This is a genomic window from Novosphingobium sp., assembly GCF_031417815.1.
Classification (GTDB): Bacteria; Pseudomonadota; Alphaproteobacteria; order Sphingomonadales; family Sphingomonadaceae; genus Novosphingobium.
In genome coordinates this window covers 1-16,795 of record NZ_JANOWI010000008.1, presented here as the reverse complement: position 1 = coordinate 16,795, position 16,795 = coordinate 1, and the positions used below count along the sequence as shown (strand labels likewise).

Annotated in this window: 17 protein-coding genes; 10 read left to right on the top strand and 7 right to left on the bottom strand. The window is 65.7% G+C overall.

The annotated features are described in order from the left end of the window. Positions 1–658: AAA family ATPase (locus RMN99_RS01735; protein WP_309621565.1), on the top strand; the 658-nt coding region annotated here is incomplete at its 5' end. Between the two features lie 47 nt (positions 659–705). Next, entirely contained in the window at positions 706–1,347 is a 642-nt protein-coding gene (locus RMN99_RS01730; protein ID WP_309621564.1) for a YoaK family protein, read from the top strand. On the opposite strand, the gene RMN99_RS01725 is transcribed toward RMN99_RS01730, so the two are convergent. The 6 genes from RMN99_RS01725 to RMN99_RS01700 are packed head-to-tail and all read right to left on the bottom strand — an operon-like array spanning position 1,344 to position 7,559. After that, on the bottom strand, positions 1,344–1,622 hold the full coding sequence (locus tag RMN99_RS01725; RefSeq protein WP_309621563.1) for a DUF167 domain-containing protein: 279 nt from the start codon (positions 1,620–1,622) through the stop codon (positions 1,344–1,346). The two genes, RMN99_RS01730 and RMN99_RS01725, sit on opposite strands and share 4 nt — an antisense overlap. Beyond that, the gene (locus tag RMN99_RS01720) at positions 1,603–2,181 is read right to left on the bottom strand and encodes a gamma carbonic anhydrase family protein (RefSeq protein WP_309621562.1); all 579 of its coding nucleotides are present in this window, start codon (positions 2,179–2,181) and stop codon (positions 1,603–1,605) included. The genes RMN99_RS01725 and RMN99_RS01720 overlap by 20 nt, the downstream gene beginning before the upstream one ends. Beyond that, entirely contained in the window at positions 2,181–4,403 is a 2,223-nt protein-coding gene (locus RMN99_RS01715) for a fused MFS/spermidine synthase (RefSeq protein WP_309621561.1), read from the bottom strand. Before RMN99_RS01715 ends, RMN99_RS01720 begins: the two co-directional genes overlap by 1 nt. Next, positions 4,400–4,933, bottom strand: a complete 534-nt coding sequence (locus RMN99_RS01710; RefSeq protein ID WP_309621560.1) for a GNAT family N-acetyltransferase — start codon at positions 4,931–4,933, stop codon at positions 4,400–4,402. The genes RMN99_RS01715 and RMN99_RS01710 overlap by 4 nt, the downstream gene beginning before the upstream one ends. 4 nt (positions 4,934–4,937) lie before the next feature. Beyond that, positions 4,938–5,924: a porphobilinogen synthase gene (gene hemB, locus RMN99_RS01705; protein WP_309621559.1), complete on the bottom strand. Its 987-nt coding sequence runs from the start codon at positions 5,922–5,924 to the stop codon at positions 4,938–4,940. 42 nt (positions 5,925–5,966) lie between these two features. Further along, entirely contained in the window at positions 5,967–7,559 is a 1,593-nt protein-coding gene (locus RMN99_RS01700) for a M23 family metallopeptidase (protein WP_309621558.1), read from the bottom strand. Positions 7,560–7,746: 187 nt separating this feature from the next. On the opposite strand from RMN99_RS01700, the gene RMN99_RS01695 reads away from it, so the two are divergent. The 6 genes from RMN99_RS01695 to RMN99_RS01670 all read left to right on the top strand — a co-directional run bounded on the left by RMN99_RS01695 (position 7,747) and on the right by RMN99_RS01670 (position 13,153). Next, the gene (locus RMN99_RS01695) at positions 7,747–10,230 is read left to right on the top strand and encodes a helicase-related protein (RefSeq protein ID WP_409035222.1); all 2,484 of its coding nucleotides are present in this window, start codon (positions 7,747–7,749) and stop codon (positions 10,228–10,230) included. Beyond that, the gene (locus tag RMN99_RS01690; protein WP_309621557.1) at positions 10,230–10,550 is read left to right on the top strand and encodes an RNA-binding S4 domain-containing protein; all 321 of its coding nucleotides are present in this window, start codon (positions 10,230–10,232) and stop codon (positions 10,548–10,550) included. The genes RMN99_RS01695 and RMN99_RS01690 overlap by 1 nt, the downstream gene beginning before the upstream one ends. Further along, on the top strand, positions 10,547–10,885 hold the full coding sequence (fdxA, locus tag RMN99_RS01685) for a ferredoxin FdxA (RefSeq protein WP_309621556.1): 339 nt from the start codon (positions 10,547–10,549) through the stop codon (positions 10,883–10,885). The genes RMN99_RS01690 and fdxA overlap by 4 nt, the downstream gene beginning before the upstream one ends. Positions 10,886–11,278: 393 nt before the next feature. Next, on the top strand, positions 11,279–11,815 hold the full coding sequence (locus RMN99_RS01680) for a CarD family transcriptional regulator (protein ID WP_309621555.1): 537 nt from the start codon (positions 11,279–11,281) through the stop codon (positions 11,813–11,815). 120 nt (positions 11,816–11,935) lie between these two features. Then, the gene (locus tag RMN99_RS01675) at positions 11,936–12,739 is read left to right on the top strand and encodes a head GIN domain-containing protein (protein ID WP_309621554.1); all 804 of its coding nucleotides are present in this window, start codon (positions 11,936–11,938) and stop codon (positions 12,737–12,739) included. 90 nt (positions 12,740–12,829) lie between these two features. Next, positions 12,830–13,153: a hypothetical protein gene (locus RMN99_RS01670; protein ID WP_309621553.1), complete on the top strand. Its 324-nt coding sequence runs from the start codon at positions 12,830–12,832 to the stop codon at positions 13,151–13,153. On the opposite strand, the gene RMN99_RS01665 is transcribed toward RMN99_RS01670, so the two are convergent. Then, on the bottom strand, positions 13,154–14,104 hold the full coding sequence (locus RMN99_RS01665) for an L-threonylcarbamoyladenylate synthase (RefSeq protein ID WP_309621552.1): 951 nt from the start codon (positions 14,102–14,104) through the stop codon (positions 13,154–13,156). Between the two features lie 55 nt (positions 14,105–14,159). On the opposite strand from RMN99_RS01665, the gene RMN99_RS01660 reads away from it, so the two are divergent. Continuing rightward, positions 14,160–15,869, top strand: a complete 1,710-nt coding sequence (locus RMN99_RS01660; protein ID WP_309621551.1) for an acyl-CoA dehydrogenase family protein — start codon at positions 14,160–14,162, stop codon at positions 15,867–15,869. Continuing rightward, positions 15,866–16,681 carry a DUF815 domain-containing protein gene (locus tag RMN99_RS01655; RefSeq protein WP_309621550.1) on the top strand — a complete coding sequence of 272 codons (816 nt, stop codon included), beginning with the start codon at positions 15,866–15,868 and terminating at the stop codon, positions 16,679–16,681. Before RMN99_RS01660 ends, RMN99_RS01655 begins: the two co-directional genes overlap by 4 nt. Positions 16,682–16,795: the final 114 nt, after the last annotated feature.

Genomic DNA, 16,795 nt, shown 5'->3' with positions numbered 1-16,795 from the left:
AATCGAAAAGGCTCACCCCGATCTGTTCAACATCCTGCTCCAAGTGATGGACAACGGTCGGCTCACCGATCACCACGGCAAGACGGTCGATTTCCGCAATGTCGTGCTGATCATGACCACCAATGCCGGGGCCTCGGACATGGCCAGCCAGGGCATCGGCTTCGGCAATGTCTCCAAGGAAGACGCCGGCGACGAGGCGGTCAAGCGGATGTTCAGCCCCGAATTCCGCAACCGGCTCGATGCGATCGTGCCGTTTGCCTATCTCGGCACCGAAGTGATTGCGCGGGTGGTTGAAAAGTTCGTGCTCCAGTTGGAGCTGCAGCTGGCCGACCAGAACGTCCACATCCAGTTCGATTCGGATGCCCGCGAATGGCTGGGCAAGCGCGGCTATGACAAGCTCTATGGCGCCCGGCCGATGGCCCGGCTGATCCAGGAGAAAGTCAAGCAACCGCTGGCCGAGGAACTGCTGTTCGGCAAATTGCGCAACGGCGGCGAAGTGCACGTTTCGGTCAAGGAAGAGGCACTCGCCTTCGAGCTGACCCCGGCCCCGCCCAAGCTCGACAGGAGGGCGAAAAAGACCGCCGAAGCCCCCGCGTCCAAACCCAAGGCCAAGCGCAAGCCCAAGGCGGCGCAGGAGCCGGGCAGCGAAAGCGACTGAACCTTCTGCCTGTGGCGCAGGCAAGCTATATCCGCTAGCCTGCCGCCATGCAGAACCTTGATCGGCCGCGCCGTCACCTAGCCCTCGCTCTTGCGGGTTTGGCCGGTTTTGTTGACGCAGCGGGCTATCTCTCGGCAGATCGCTATTTTGTCTCGTTCATGTCTGGCAATACCACCCGGCTGGGGGTCGAGCTGGCACGCGAACCCGCCGCTGCCGTGTTCCCGGCCCTGCTGGCAATCAGTTTCGTGGCCGGGGTTCTGGCCGGCGCATTGCTGTCGGGTCGCATTCCCGGCCGGCATAAACCGCCGTTGCTGGCGGGCGTAGCGACCGGACTGGCTTTTGCCGCATGGCTTTTCGGGGCTGGCGATGGGCGCGCCGCGCTGATCGTGCTCGCGGCGGCAATGGGCGCGCTCAACAACAGTTTCCAAAGCGGCGGGAAGGTCTCGGTAGGGATCACTTATATGACCGGGGCACTGGTCAAACTGGGTCAGGGGCTGGCTGCCCTTCTGCAACGCCGTACGGCGGACCCGTGGGGCGATTGGCTGCTGCTATGGATTGCACTGGCCTGCGGGGCGACGCTGGGTGCGCTGGCATTCGTCAACTGGCCAGGTGTTGCCTTGTGGATCGCTGCCATTGTGGCTGCAGTGTTGAGTCTGGCCGCGCGGGCCTTGCCCGGTCGCGCGCCCTAATCAAGCTGAACCAGCTTGTCGCGGCCAGTTGCGCCGCGCAACATGCGAAGGCTTGACGTCGCAATGCCCAGCACCCTGGCGAGCAGTTCCAGCACGGCCTGGTTGGCCTTGCCGTCTTCGGCTTTGCTCAGCACCTTGATCACGACCACGCCTTCGCCCAGCGCGATGCTTTCGTACCTTGCCCCCGGCGTCACCCGCAGCGCCAGCCGCCCCTGGGCGTCGGCCAGCGCGCGGATCGCCGCGGCGGCCGGGAAATCAGCCTTCGGCCGTGCCATCGATCTGGCCATCGTAAAGCGCGGCGTGGCGCCGCGCGTTTTCGACATAGTGGCCGACGCCCATCTGCAGCCCGGCGATCATCCGGTCGTCCAGGTCGCGCATGAAAGTCGCGGGGCGCCCGCTCCACAATTGCCGGGCGGGGATGCGTTTGCCCGGCGCCAACAGTGCCCCCGCCGCCAGCATCCCTTCGCGCTCGATCACGCAGCCGTTCATGGTCTGCGCAGCGAACCCGACGAAGCCCTTGTCCTCGATCACCGTGCCGTGAAGCATCGCCATATGGCCGATCAGCGCATCATCGCCGATCAGCGTGGGAAAGCCATCGGGCGCGCCGGGCATCGGTCCATCGCAGTGGATCACGGTGCCGTCCTGAACATTGCTGCGCGCGCCGATAACGATCCGCGTCACATCGCCGCGCAGCACGCAATTGTACCAGATGCTGGCATCGGGGCCGATCTCGACATCGCCGATGATCCGGCAGCCCGGCGCGATGAAGGCGCTGTCGTGGATCCTCGGGGCCTTGCCACCAAAGGCCATGATCGTGGTGTCGGGTCGGTGCATCAGCGGATTCCTACGAAGTTCTTCCAGGTGATATAGGGCAGGATCGAGGCATAGTCATCGCGCCAGACCTGCGGCGCAGGCTTGCCGATCGCGCGCCATTCGTATTGCGGGGCCAGCGCCTTGATCCTGGCGATCTGCGCCGGATCGCGGCTGACTGCAACCCACGAGGTCGCCCAGTAATCAGCAGTATCGTAGGGATTGTCATCGCGCACCGCCGCGGCCAACCCCCGCGCCTTGAGCTCGGCTGAAAGCGCCGGTTCAAGATCGATGAAATTGTTCGAGATGTGGACCATCATCACCCCGCGCGGGCTCAGCGCATCCAGATAGACCCCGAAAGCCTCGTGCGTAAACAGGTGCATCGGCACCGAATCGGACGAGAAAGCATCGATCGCCAGCAGGTCAAAGCTGCCCTTGGGTTCGCGCGCCAGCTCAAGCCGGGCATCGCCCAGCACCACCCGCGCGGCCGGCGCACATTCGGACAGGTAAGTGAACGTGCCATTGGTTGAGAGCGCCAGGACCGCGGGATCAATCTCGAACACGGTCAGCCTCTGATCGCTCTGGCGGAAACAGGCCAGCGAACCTGCGCCGAGCCCCAGCACTCCGAAATGCGCGCCTGCGCAAACCAGCGCGCGCGGGTGGCTGAACACGATCCCTGCCCCGGATGATGGACCGTAATAGGCCAGCGGGGTGCGTTTGCGCGCCGGATCGGTAGATTGCACGCCATGCGCAGTGGTGCCGTGCATCAGTGTGCGGCGCCTGGTTTCGGGATGTTCGCGCAAGGTATAGATGCCGAAATAGCTGCGGGTGCGAATGCCTTCGCGCGTCTCGTCGATCGTGTCCCAGCCGCCTTGCGCCAGCATCGTTCCGGCCAGCACGGCCACGACCAAACTGCGCCACGGCACCAGCGCCATGCCGACCAGCGCGATGGCAGCCGCCAGCGGCCAGCGCTGCCCGCGCGTTTCGGCATAGAGATTGGCGTTATAGAGCATCCAGCCCAAGATCCCGGCGGCCATCACCAGCGCGCCCAGCGCCAGCCAGCGCAGCGCCGGATCGAGCCCTGCGGCATTGCGCCAATCGGGCAGCAGCCCGCGCGGCAGTAGCACGGCGGCGGCCAGCACCAGCAGCGGATATTCCCACACCCAGTCAAACGTCAGCGGCGCGATCAGCGCGGTGAATAGCCCGCCCAGCGCGCCGCCTGCCGACATCGCGAGATAGAAGGCGGTCAGCAGCTCGGGCGCGGGTCGCAGTTCATAAAGCCGGGCGTGGAGCGCGGTGCACAGCAGAAACAGCAGCACCACGCTGCAGATCAGCGGCACGATCCCCATCCAGCCATAGGACACCGCCGCCATCGGCCCGACCGTCAGAATGCCGAGCCAGGCCAAGGCCGAAACCAACCGGGCGGGCCCGCGCCGGTCGGCAAAAGCGATCACGAAGCTGAGCAGATAGAGCCCCAGCGGCATCACCCAGAGCAAGGGCATGGCGAAAACATCAGTGGTCAGGTGCGTGGTCGTGGCCAGCATCAAACCCGAAGGAGCCGCTGCTAGAACGATCCAGTGCGCCACGGTCAGGCGCGGAATTTGCGAGTTTTTCTGCGCTTGCGGTATCATGTTACCTGCATCGCCAACATTCCACCGCGCCCGCGCAGCTAGCGCGATCAGGCCGAGCAGTAGCAGATAGCCGGCCGTCCAGGCCCAGCTTTGCCAGTGCAGGGCAAGCAGCGGTTCGGCCAGCAGCGGATAGGCGATCAGCCCGCCGAAGCTGCCAAGGTTTGAGGCCGCATAGAGCGCCCAGGGCGCGCTGGCCTGCGGATGTAGCGCGTACCACCGCTGCATCAGCGGGGCCTGCGCCGAAACCATGAAGAACACCGGGCCGATACTGAGCGCGAACAGCAGCGGCACCCACCACACTTCGCGGCCCGGGGCCGACGGGGCGAGCGTGGCCAGCGAGACCGGCAGGGTCAGCGCAGCCAGCACGAACACCGCGAGGTGGATCCGGGCCTGGCGGCGCAGCGGCAACCGCGACAGACGGTGCGCGTACCAATATCCGCCCAGCAGCAGCGCCTGATAGACCAGCATCGCGCTGTTCCACACGTTAGGCGCACCGCCAAGGCGCGGCAGGGCCATGCGTGCCACCATCGGCTGGACCAGGAACAGCAGAAAGCTGCCGGTCAGGATCGTCGCGACGAACAATCCGCGCGCGGCGGGTGCGGCTTGCCCGTTCACGCCGGACGCCCGATCGAATAGACGAGGTGGCGCGACAGCGGATGATCGCTGGCAAAGACGGGATGATCGAAATCGCAATCGGGCCGGCGACGCATCCCCAGCCGCTCCATAAGGCCCCACGAGCCGGTGTTGGCCAGCACGGTCCAGGCGTAGATCTCAGAATCGGGACAATGCGCCCAGCCCCATGCGAGCGACGCTTCTGCCGCCTCGCGGGCATAGCCCTGGCCCCAGGCATCACGGCGCAGCCGCCAGCCGATTTCAAGCACATCGACCACTGGGGTTCCGGCATGGCCGCCGCGGCGCAGTCCGCAAAAGCCCAGCAGCGCCTCGTCCGCCCGGCGTTCGATCGCCCAGAAGGTATTGCCCGTCTGCGCCTCGCCGCGCAGCCGGTCGATCAGGGCATCGCTGGCGGCACGGTCGGTGGGCCCGTTCAGGTGGCGCATGACTTCGCCATCGGCGCTCATCGCAGCGAAAGGCGCGCGGTCCGCATCGCGCCAATCGCGCAAAAGCAACCGGGCCGTTTCGATCACCGGGTCAGCCGAGCAACCGCGCAGCGTGGGCCGCGTGATACGTCAGCACGCCGCTGCAGCCCGCCCGCTTGAACGCCAGCAGCGTTTCCAGCACCAGCGCATCGCGGTCCCCCGCACCGGCCGCCACAGCGTGTTCGATCATCGCGTATTCGCCGCTCACCTGGTAGGCGAAAACCGGCACTTCGAAGGCGTCTTTGACCCGGCGGACGATGTCGAGATAGGGCAGCCCGGGCTTGACCATCACGCTGTCGGCGCCTTCGGCAAGGTCAAGCTCGACCTCGCGCAACGCTTCTTCGGCGTTGGCCGGGTCCATTTGATAGGTCTTCTTGTCACCCTTCAGCAGCCCGCGCGAACCCACCGCATCGCGGAACGGGCCATAGAAGGCGCTGGCATATTTGGCGGCGTAGCTCATGATCTGGACATTGGCGTGGCCGCCATCTTCCAGCGCATCGCGGATCACGCCAATCCGCCCGTCCATCATGTCGCTGGGTGCGATCACGTCGGCCCCCGCCGCTGCCTGGTTGAGGCTTTGCCCGACCAGCACCGCAAGCGTTGCATCATTCAGCACATTGCCCGCGCCGTCGACCAGCCCGTCCTGCCCGTGGCTGGTATAGGGATCGAGTGCGACATCGGTGAGCACGCCAATGCTGTCGCCGCAGGCATCCTTGACCGCGCGGATCGCGGTGCACATCAGGTTGTCGGGATTGAGCGCTTCCTTGCCATCGTCGCTGCGCCGATCGGCCTGGGTATTGGGAAACAGCGCCAGGCACGGAATGCCCAGGTCAATGGCTTCCCTGGCGCGCTGAACGATGCGATCGACCGACCAGCGCGACACACCCGGCAGCGAGGCAATCGGATCTTCCACGCCGCTGCCCTGGGTAACGAACAGTGGCCAGATCAGATCGGCCGGAGTCAGCGCGGTTTCACGGTGCAGCGCGCGGCTCCAGGTCGAGGCGCGGGTGCGGCGCAGGCGGGTGGCGGGAAATGTCATGCGGGGGTCTTAGTGCGCGCCTCAGGGCGGCGCAACGAAAGTTCAGGAACCCAGACGATCGATTTCGCGCCGGGCCTCCGGTCTGCCGATCGCGGCCTGACGCGGCGCAAGGCTGGTCAGCGCAGCGCCCGAGGTGATGGTCTTGATCTGCGCCAACCGTGATTTGTACGCCGACAGCTCGGCCGGATCGACCTGGTTCACCACGGTAAAGCTCACCGTCATCGGGTTGACCGGCGTGCCATTTCGATAGAGTTCGTAATGCAGATGCGGGCCGGTGGAGAGCCCGGTCGAGCCGACATAGCCGATCACTTGCCCGGCGCGCACCGGGGTGCCCGAAGCCACCGCGATCCGGCTCATGTGGCCATAGCCGGTGCCGAAGCCGCCACCATGCTCAAGCCGCACATAGTTGCCGTGCCCGCCGTGCCAGCCCGAAAAGCTGACCCGGCCGTCGCTGACGGCGTAGATCGGCGAGCCATACGCGGCACCGAAATCGATCCCGGCGTGAAGCCGTGAATAGCCCAGCACCGGATGGCGCCGCATCCCGAAGCCCGAGGTAACGCGCCCGCCAACCACCGGCATGATCAGCCCGGTACGCTGCTGGCCCATCCCCGAAGCTTCGAAGAACTGCCCGTCCTTGCCCCAGCGCAGCAATTGCGCCTTGGGCAGGCCATCATGTTCAAGCCCGGCAAACAGCAATTCGCCGACTTGTGTCTCGCCGCTGGCAGCGCGGCGGAAATTGACCACGATATCGAAGGTATCGCCGGCCTCGATCCCGGTATCGAGGCTCATGTGCTGATCGAGCACTTGCAGGTACTGCTGGATCGCCTCGATCGGCGCACCGGCCGCGCGGGCCGAAAGATAGATCCCGCTGCCCACCGTGCCGCGAATCCGCAGCGGGGTGGTGTCGATCGCGATCGGCCGGCTTTGCAGCTGCAATTGCCCGCCGATCCGCGATACGCTTAGATCGAGATCGAACCGCGCCCGGAAATCGAGGTGTTGCAGCAGCCGCGGCCCGCTATCCTGACTGGCCAGCACCAGATCGACCTGTGTGCCCGGCGCGATCTGCTGGGGCGGGACAATCCCGGCAACCAGCGCAACCACATTGGCCGCATCACCCGGGCTGACCCCGGCGCGGGCCAGCATGCGCTCGAAGCTGTCACCCTGGGTAAGCGTGGCGGTGAATGTAACGCTGGCCCGTTCAGCCACGCCTTGGGCCGGGGCAAGCGCTGCGGTGGCCGCCATCCGGCGGCCGCTGTCAGCACCCAGCGCCAGCGGCTGGATCATCTGGACGCGGAATTCCTCGCGCGCACCCGCATCAACCGGCATGGCTGGCAGCGCTGCCATTGCCTTGGCATCGGGCCACTGGACCAGCGCGGCAAAGCCAAGCGCGAGCAGCACGCCCAGCCCGCGAAACCAGCGCACAGAACCGATGTCTTCGGCAAGGTCGCAGGTCCAGTCTTGTTCCGTGATCCGGGCGGCAGTGGTCCGCAACTGCGCCAAACGGCCTTGCGGCGGCGGTGCTGCCCCGGCGGGAACAGGCGGCGCTTCGCGATATTCCTGCGCACGCGTCAGCGTCGCCGCGCCGAAAGCGGGACCACCCTGACCAAATTGCGGAACATCACGCGGCTTGAACAAAGCCCGCCCCCTGCCATTGACGCATGCCAACTCCCTGCACCGGTTTGGTTAAACTTAGCCTAATTTACGCACGCATTTCACGGCTTATTGGGGAGAGCGGGCTGCCGCCCACTTGCCGCGCCGCGCCGCCGGCACCACATTGCGCGGTGTGATAGCAAGGCCGGCCCAATCCTGTGAGCTCAAGGCCGTGTTGGGTCCGACCAATACCGGCAAGACGCATCTCGCGATCGAACGGATGTGCGCGCATTCATCGGGCGCGATCGGCTTTCCGCTGCGGCTCTTGGCGCGCGAGGTCTACGAACGGGTCTGCGCGATCAAAGGTGCCGACAAGGTCGCGCTGATCACCGGTGAGGAACGGATCGAACCCAAGCACGCGCGCTATCTGCTCTGCACAGTCGAAGCCATGCCGGTCAGCGCGGATCTGGCTTTCGTGGGAATCGACGAGGTCCAGCTAGGCGCCGACCGCGAGCGTGGGCATATTTTTACCGACCGCATGCTCAATGCCCGCGGGCGCGAGGAAACCATGCTGCTCGGCTCGGCAACGATCGAACCGATGGTCAGGGCCCTGCTGCCCGAGGCGGAGATCATCACCCGCCCGCGCTTTTCCACGTTGAGCCATTCGGGCGCGAAAAAGTTGAGCCGGATCCCGCCGCGTTCGGCGTTGGTCGCCTTCTCGGCCGAGCAGGTCTATGCGGTGGCCGAAATGCTGCGACGGTTCCGCGGCGGAGCGGCGGTGGTAATGGGCGCGCTCAGCCCGGAAACGCGCAACAAACAGGTCGCGCTCTACCAATCGGGCGAGGTCGATTACCTGGTCGCCACCGATGCGATCGGAATGGGGCTTAATCTCGATATCGATCATGTCGCCTTTGCCGGGCTTTCGAAATTCGACGGACAGCGCCAGCGCCGGCTGACCACCGCGGAAATGGCGCAGATCGCCGGGCGCGCCGGGCGGCACCAGCGTGATGGCACATTCGGCACACTGGCCGGCAGCGGCAGCCATGACGCCGCGTTCACCGCCGATGAAATCTATGCGATCGAAGAGCACCGCTTCGCCCCGCTGACCCGGCTATACTGGCGCGAACCCGAACCCGACTGTTCGTCGCTGGGCAGCCTGATCGCCGACCTGTCGCGCCCGCCGACAAGCCGCGCACTGGCCCTCGCCCCCGAGGCGATCGATCTCGCCGTATTGAAACGCCTTGCGGAAGAGCCTGAAATTGCCGCCAGGGTGCGCGGGAGCGCGCAAGTGACGCGGCTGTGGGCGGTTTGCTGCTTGCCCGATTTCCGCCAGTACGGCGCAGAAAACCACGCCCGCTTCGTGGCCCGGCTGTGGCAGGATCTGGCGGACGGCACGCTTGGCAGCGATTACATCGCCCGCTCGATCGCCGAGCTTGATAATCCCGCCGGCGATATCGACACGCTACAGATGCGGATCGCCGCAATCCGCAGCTGGACCTATATCGCCCAGCGCCCCGACTGGGTGCTGGCGCGCGAGGAAATGGCAGCGCGCGCCCGCGCCGCCGAAGCGCGGCTTTCGGATGCGCTGCACGCCCGGCTGACCGAACGCTTCGTCAATCGCCGCACTGCGGTGTTGATGAAAAGGCTGGGAAGCGATGCGGCGCTGCTGCCGGTCACGCTCGATGGTGACGAAGTGCGGGTCGATGGCGAACCGATTGGCCACCTGGCGGGCTTCCGTTTCCGGGTCGATCCGCAGGCGCGGCTGGCCGATCGCAAGCTGCTGCTGGCGGCTGCCGAGCGCCACTTGCCCGAACTGCGCGCCAGGCGCGCCGATGCGCTGCTGGCGTCGCTGGCCGACGAGGCCGCAGGGTTCGAGCTGGCCGGCACCCAGCTGTGCTGGGATGGCGAAATGATTGCGCGGCTTGGCGAAGGGCGCAGCCGGCTGGTTCCGCGTGTCATGCTCGACAAGACCCTGGACGGTCTGGCGGGTGAGCAGCAACGCGCCCTGGAAGCCGGGCTTGCGAAGTGGCTGGGCAGCGCCTTTGCCGCGCTGGAACCGCTCGCCCGGATCGATGCTGCCTCGTCCGATCCGGCGACCGGGCCGCAGCTGCGTGCGCTTTTGATCCGTCTGGTCGATGCGGGCGGTATTCTGGAGCGCGATGGTGCCGGGCTCGATCAGCTCCAGCCGGGTCAGCGCAAGCTGCTGACCCGGCTGGGCGTCAGGGTCGGCACGCTCGATCTGTTCGTGCCCGAACTGCTGCGTCCTGCCGCGCTTGGTGCGTGGCGCAGCCTGAAAGCGGTGGGCGGCGCAACCCTGCCTGCACCGGTGCCATCTATGCCGCCAGTCATCCCGCTAACGGCAAAGGCAGGACCACCGCCGGGCTATCGCTCGCTGGGCAAGCAGGCGCTGCGCATCGACATGGCCGAAAAACTGCTGCGCGGCGCGCATGAGGCGCGCATGGCCGCGGGCGGCAAAGGCTTCGTGCTCGATCCGGCGCGGGCGGTTTCAACCGGGCTGAGCACGGCCAGCTATGCCGGGCTGCTGCGCCTCGGCGGTTTTCGCGCCGCCGTGCCCCAGCCGCTGGCCGCAGGACGTTTTGGCCCGCCGCGACCGTTGCTGTGGCGCTGGCAGCCACTTCGCCGCGCCCTGCCCGATCGCGCCACGGTGCCTGCTCCCGCGGTGCCGGGTAACGTCTTTGCCGAGCTTTTGCGCTGATGCGGGCCGACAGATTGCTGTGGTTCCTGCGCTTTTCGGCAAGCCGCAATCTTGCCCACGACTGGGTCTTGGCCGGGCACATGCGGCTCAACGGCCGGCGGATCGAAAAGCCCGGGCAGGCGATCAAACCCGGTGATGTACTGACCCTGCCGCTGCACAGCCAGGTCCACGTGATCGAAATTCTGGCCTTGCCCAGCCGCCGCGGCCCGGCTGAAGAAGCCCATGCCTGTTACCGGGTGCTTGACGAGCGCTTGGCAAATCCCATAGCAGGCGAAACAACAAACGGCCCGTCGGCCAAATTTGGGGACCCACTGCCATGACCTATGTCGTCACCGACGCCTGCATCAAGTGCAAGTATATGGACTGCGTCGAGGTCTGTCCCGTCGATTGCTTCTACGAAGGCGAAAACATGCTGGTGATCAATCCCAGCGAATGCATCGATTGCGGGGTCTGCGAACCCGAATGCCCGGCCGAAGCGATCCTGCCCGATACCGAAAGCGGCCTGGAACAGTGGCTTGAGCTTAACACCAAGTATTCGGCCGAATGGCCCAACCTGACCACCAAGAAGGATTCGCCCGCCGATGCTGATGAGCACAAGGGCGAGGACGGCAAGTTCGACAAGTACTTCTCGGCCGAACCCGGTGAAGGCGACTGATTTTTCTCAGGTGCGCTGGTCGCCTCCGCGACCAGCTTTCAACACCAGCCCGCTCCCCCGGCCCGACCACCCCAAGGGTACCATGTAACGGGTGGTCGGGCCGGGGGAGCGGGCTGGTGTTGAAAGGACAAGCGAATGCTTGTCCGCACTGCCGTCAGGCGGAAAGAACGTCCTGATTCTGCCCACTGGCAATATTGTTGCGGAAGTGTTATATAATCACCACAGGTGGCGGGATTCGGGCTCGTCGCTTCACGCAGCTGGAAAGGCCGGACTCACGCAAATGGTCGGATGCAGCAGCGGGACAGGGCTTGATGCCTTGGTCCGTATAGCCAGCAATTGACCCCTGGGTGCGCAGCGGCCGCGAACTGCTCCGGCGAATGAAAAGGATTTTGCATGGTGACCAAGGCGAATGCCTTCGATGTTGGCGACTACGTTGTTTACCCCAAGCACGGCGTGGGCCGGGTAATGGAAATTCTGGAGCAGGAAATTGCCGGAATGCAGCTCGAACTCTATGTGCTGCGGTTCGAAAAGGAACGCATGACGCTGCGCGTTCCCGTTGGCAAAGTTGAAGCGATCGGGATGCGCAAGCTGTCTTCGGACAAGACCCTGCGCGAAGCGCTCGATACCCTGAAGGGCAAGCCCAAGGTCAAGCGCACCATGTGGTCGCGCCGCGCCCAGGAATACGAAGCCAAGATCAATTCGGGCGACCTGGTGTCGATCGCCGAAGTAACCCGCGATCTGTTCCGCGCTGACGATCAGCCCGAACAGTCTTACTCGGAGCGGCAGATCTTCGAAGCCGCCTCCTCGCGCCTCGCGCGCGAACTGGCTGCGATGGAAAAGACCGATGAGCCGACCGCGCTCAAGAAGATCCTGGCGATCCTTAACGAGCACGCGCCAAGGTACTACGCCGAAGCCGCTGCGACCGTCTGATCGCGCCTGCCTGGCGAACCAAAAGGGCCGTCCCAGCCGGGGCGGCCCTTTTTGATTCGCCCTCTTGCGCGTTCCGCCTTGCCGTATTATGTCAGTAATACACAAACGCGGAGTCATGCCATGAAGTTCGGTCCTATCCTCAAATCGCTCGCCCCGGTTTTCGCGGTGGCCCTGGCTGCCGGGTTGGCCGGCTGCGACAGCAGCTCGATCAAGATCAACGGTGAGGAGGGCAAGAAGCTGTCCGAGCTCGATCTGTCGGGCCCGGTGCCCGATGAACTGGCGATGTTCGGGCCGGACCGGGTCGAACTGACCCAGGGCGACAAACTGGCAATCACGGTCGATGGCGATCCTGAAGCGGTGGAGCGGGTCCGCTTTACGCTCAAGGACGGAACGCTGGGCATCCTGCGCGCCGACAGGGTTTTTTCAAGCGGCGGCAAGACGGCCGTGATTCATGTGACGATGCCGGCCCCGCGCGAAGTCGGGATGTTCGGCTCGGGATCGATCCTGGCCCCTGCGCTGGGCCGCGATGCCAAAGTGGTGATTGCCGGATCGGGCGAGCTGGAAGCGCGCGATCTGGGCGGCGGCAAGCTTGACGTGACCATGCCGGGTTCGGGCGCGATGCGCGCGGCCGGCAATGTCGACGCTCTTGAGCTGACGATCCTGGGCAGCGGCAACGCCCGGCTCGATGCGGTGCGCACGCCCAAGGCCAAGGTAACCATCGCCGGATCGGGCGGCGCGGCGTTCGCCTCGGACGGCGAGGTCGATGCGACGATCATGGGATCGGGCACGGTCACCGTGAAGGGCCGCGCGCGCTGCACCGTCAGCGCGATGGGTTCGGGCAAGCTGGTCTGCGAGGCCGGAGTCAAGCAGGAGGATGCCCCAAATCGACCGGCCCCGGAACCGCCCGCGGCGCCCAAACCCTGACCCGCAGCCGAAATGCGATAGGCCGAAGCGCCGGTTAAGCCTTCGGCAACTGCGGTTGCGCCAAGATGCTTCGGCACTCTGGAGTAATCGATGCGCCGCCTTGTCTTCTGCCTGCTTGCAATCCTGGCGCTTGGCGGCTGTGTCGCAGGCACGCTGGTCAACGTCGCCACGGCTCCAGTCCGGGTCGTCAGCAAAGGCATAGACTTGGCGACGACCAGCCAGTCCGAGGCCGACCAGAATCGGGGGCGTGACCTGCGCAAGCTGGAAGAGCGCTATGGCAAGCTGTCGCGGGCATACGACAAGCAAGACCAGCGCTGCGGCACGGGCGATGCCCAGGCCTGCGCGCGGCGCGACGGGATCGCGGCCCAGATGGAAGAAATCCGTCCTCAGCTGCCGGTGCTGCCCGGTAAATAGTCAGGCTGCAGCGCGGCGCAGGCGATCGTTGATGGCCGCGCCGATCCCCCGTTCAGGAACCGGTGCCACGGCAATGCGCGGCTGCGCCGCCGCTGCTGCCTGGTGCAGGCAATCGTAAAGCCGCGTTGCCGCTTCGTTGAGATCGCCCGCAGGGCTGAGATTGATTGCGCCATCGACGGCCCCGAAACCGATCATGAATTCATCGTGCGCGCCCGTTTCAGCACCGAGCCGCACCGGCTTTCCGGGTGAATAGTGGCGTTCCAGCTGCCCCGGGGCTTCGATCTTTGCTGCGCTCATGACGTCAGGCGCGGCGTTGAGCACCAAGGCGATCTGCTCTGCCGTGATCGGCCCCAAACGCAGCACTTGCCAGCCGCCATCATCGCGCAATGCAACGATGGTACTTTCAAGACCGGTTTCACACGCCCCCCCATCCAGCACCAGTTCGATCCGCCCGGCCAGCGATTTGGCCACGTGTGCCGCAGTGGTCGGACTGACCCCGCCCGAACGGTTGGCCGATGGTGCGGCCAGCGGCAACCCGGTTGCGATCAGCACGGCGCGGATCACCGGATGCGCCGGACAGCGCAGTGCAATCGTCGGCAATCCGGCGGTCACCGCCGCAGCGATTCGCGCATCGGGGCGAAGCGGCAGGACCATGGTTAGTGCGCCTGGCCAGAACGCGGCAGCCAGCGCCTTGGCCCGCGAATCGAACCCGGCGATCGTCTCGCCCTGATTGCGATCGCGGACATGCACGATCAGCGGATTGAACGAAGGCCGACCCTTGGCGGCATAGATTGTCGCTACGGCGCTATCGCTATCGGCCCGCGCGGCCAGCCCATAGACGGTCTCGGTTGGCACTGCGACCGGCTTGCCTTCGCGCAGCAGCATGGCCGCAGCGGCAATTCCTGCAGCATCAGCAACCTGCACTTCGGGGCCTGAACGCTTGCCGGACATGCGCTCCCGCTATAGGCGATAGGCAGCAAAGCCAAGGAAAAGCGCGAGAGCCACGATGACCTTCACTGCCCCCACCGCCGATCAGTTGCTTGCCATCCGGGTTAATGCCGGGATCGAGGATCTGGCCGGCCATGACCGATTTTCCAGCGCCAGCTTCGACCTGGTTGAAGCGATTGTCGAAGGGATCGGCCAGTTTGCCGCAGGCGAATTTGCGCCGCTCAACTGGATCGGTGACCGCGAAGGCGCGAAGCTCGCCAATGGCACGGTCTCTCTGCCTGCCGGGTTCGATGCCGCCTACAAGGCCTATGTCGAACAGGGCTGGAACGCGATTTCGGGCGATCCGGCCTATGGCGGGCAAGGGTTGCCATTCACGCTGGCGGCCAATGTGCTCGAAAACCTCGGTGCAGCCAACATGGCCTTTTCGCTGCTGCCAATGCTCACCGTCGGCGCGATCGAGGCGCTGGCGCACCACGGCAGCGATCAGCAGAAGGCCACCTATCTGGCCAGGCTGATCAGCGGCGAATGGTCAGGCACGATGAACCTGACAGAACCGCAGGCCGGATCGGATGTCGGTGCGCTGCGCACCTCCGCCACCCCGCGCGGCGATGGCACTTACAGCATCAAGGGAACCAAGATCTTCATCACCTGGGGCGAGCACGATCTTGCCGCCAACGTGATCCATCTCGTTTTGGCCCGGACCCTCAGCGCGCCCGCAGGCTCGCGCGGGATCAGCCTGTTTGTGGTGCCCAAATATCATTTGGCGGGCGATGGCAGTCCGGGCGCGCGCAATGATCTCAGATGCGTCAGCCTCGAACATAAGCTCGGGATCATGGCCAGCCCGACCTGCGTGATGAGCTTTGGCGATAACGACCAATGCATCGGCGAACTGGTGGGGCGTGAGAACGAGGGCCTGAAGGCCATGTTCACGATGATGAATTCGGCGCGGATCAATGTCGGCAGCCAGGGCGTGCAGATTGCCGAGCGCGCTTTGCAGCAGGCCGCCCGCTATGCCGCCGAGCGGGTGCAGGGCGTGCGCGCCGGATCGCCCGACAAAAGCCCGGTGGCGATCATCGAGCATCCCGACGTGCGGCGCATGCTGATGCGGATGCGCGCGCTGACCGAAGGCGCGCGGGCACTGCTCTATTATACCAGCGGGCAGGTTGATCGCGGTGCGCTGGGTATCGAGGCGGCGCAGGCGCGCGCCGATTGTCTGGTGCCGATGCTGAAGGCCTGGGGCACCGATATCGGCTGTGAAGTTGCGGGCCTGGGTGTGCAAATCCACGGCGGGATGGGCTTCATCGAAGAAACCGGCGCGGCGCAGCACCTGCGCGATGCCCGGATCGCACCGATCTATGAAGGCACCAACGGCATCCAGGCGGCCGATCTGGTTACCCGCAAGCTCGGCTACGATGGTGGCGGCGTCGTGACGGCATTGTTGGCCGAGATTGCGCGCGATTGCGCCGCTGTGCCGGAACTTGCATCCCTGGCCGAGGATTGCCGGGCGGTGGCAAGCTGGATGATCGAAAGCGCCAGCCTGGATGATCGCCTGGCGGGATCGGTGCCGTTCTGCACGATGTGCGCGGTTGCCGTGGCAGGATGGCAATTGCAGCGGCAGGCCCGCGACGGTGCAGGAGGCGCAGCCAAAGCCGCCGTGGCCGACTATTTTGCCCGGATCGTAGCCGGCGAAGCGCGCGGCCTCAAAGGCTCGGCCATGGCCGGGGCCGCCGGGCTCTATGCGCTTGATAGCGGAGCGTTGGCAGGGTGAGCGATCCGCTCGAACGAATCGCCGCGGCGCTTGAGCGGCTTTCGCCTCCGCAACCCGGTGCGGCGGACTGGCTTTCGGCCCCGGCCTATGTCTGGGATGCCGCACCGCGCGCGGTTGAAGCCATAGCCGCGCCCGCCCTGGCATTGCTGCAAGGGATCGATCCGCAAAAGGCACTGGTGACCGAAAATGTCGCGCGGCTGGCAGCAGGGCACGCGGCGCATGACATGTTGCTGTGGGGCGCGCGCGGCATGGGCAAGTCGGCGCTGCTGCGCGCCGCGGTCAGGGCGGCGCAAGAGGCGGATCCGGTCAAAATAGCGCTGGTCCAGGTCGCGCCCGAAGCGCTGAACGGGCTTTCCGGCCTGTTCACGGGACTGGGCAAGGTAGATCGCCGCTTCCTCGTCTTCATCGACGATCTGGGGTTTGAGGATGGCGACAGCGCCGGGCCGCGGGCGCTGCGCTCGTGGCTTGAAGGCGGAGTCGAGGCGCGCCCCGCCAACGTCCGGCTGGCGGTTACGTCAAATCGCCGCGCGATCGTGCCGCGGCATCTGTCCGAACAGGACGATCCCATAAACCCGCGCGATGCGGTGGACGATAAGCTGGCGCTGGCTGACCGGTTCGGGCTGTCGATCGGCTTCCATGCCTGCAGCCAGGACGAGTACCTGGCCATCGTCGCGGGCTATGCTGCCGCGCTGGGCCTCGCATTCGATGAAAGCGCGGCGCTCGAATGGGCCAAGCGCCGCGGAGCGCGCTCAGGCCGGGTTGCCTGGCAGTTCGTGACCGAACTGGCCGGACGCGCTGGACGGGCGCTTTAGGCGCTTCGGCATTGCCGCAAGCAGACATCGCCGACCCACTCCCCCGGGCCGGCCACCCGATAGGGGATACAGCGGGTGGGGGGGGGGGGGGGGGGGGGCGGCGCGGGCTCCCGC